Here is an 801-nt window from a genome sequence, read left to right as displayed (position 1 = left end):
CACCGGCCACATCGAGAACATCCTCCCCGAGATGTCCCCCGCGGGGGTGAGGCTCGCCGTGGCTTTTGCCACCACCCGGATCCAGAGGGGTGCCAGAACCCCCACGCTCAAACCGAGCAGCGCCAGGGTCCCCATCCCCACAAGCCCCGCAACGGAGGGGTCTTTTGCCTTCCTCGTAGCCTCCGAGCGTCCCCTGCCCAGAAACACCCCTCCGTAGAGCTTGACGAACCCGAGGATCGCGACTCCTCCAGCCAGCGCCAGAAACGCACCCGCTATGGCCATCGCCGCCCGTGCGGAGAGCTCAGAGAGCCTGAAGCCCTGCATCAGGCTCTCCAGGGTGAGCCACTCGGTTGCAAAGCCACTCGATGGGGGGAGCGCGGCCAGAGAGAGCACGGCCACGAAAGAGAGAAGGGCCGTCTTTGGCATCTTCCTGGCCAGCCCTCCGAGGAGGTCCATCTGGAGCGTGCCCGTGGCGTGGTCTACGGCTCCTACTCCTAAAAACAGCAGCGACTTGGCCAAAGAGTGATGCAGCATGTGCAGGAGCGCCACCACCACCCCGAGGGCTGCGAGGGGGTAGAGTTTCTCCGAGGAGCCGATCATGAAGATGCCGAGCCCTATCAGGATTATGCCGGCGTTCTCCACGCTGGAGTAGGCGACGAAGCGGCTGAGGTCGCGCTGGGCGATGGCGTAGAGGATCCCAACCGCGGCAGAGATGCCACCGAGGAGCAACACCAGTATTCCCCACCAGGTGGGGCCCGGGCCGAGCACCTGGACGTCGAAGCGCACGATGCCGTAGAAACC

Annotated in this window: 1 protein-coding gene; it reads right to left on the bottom strand. The window is 64.9% G+C overall.

Annotated elements, in window-relative coordinates; translation table 11 throughout:
• The coding region (locus tag AC6EKW_RS15020; protein ID WP_498514826.1) for a proton-conducting transporter transmembrane domain-containing protein at positions 1-801 on the bottom strand (801 nt) is incomplete at both ends.

The sequence above is a fragment of the Rubrobacter sp. M3-4 genome (genome assembly GCF_059772285.1).
The sequence above is the reverse complement of the archived record's forward strand: the minus strand, read 5'-3'. Positions and strand labels throughout refer to the sequence as shown.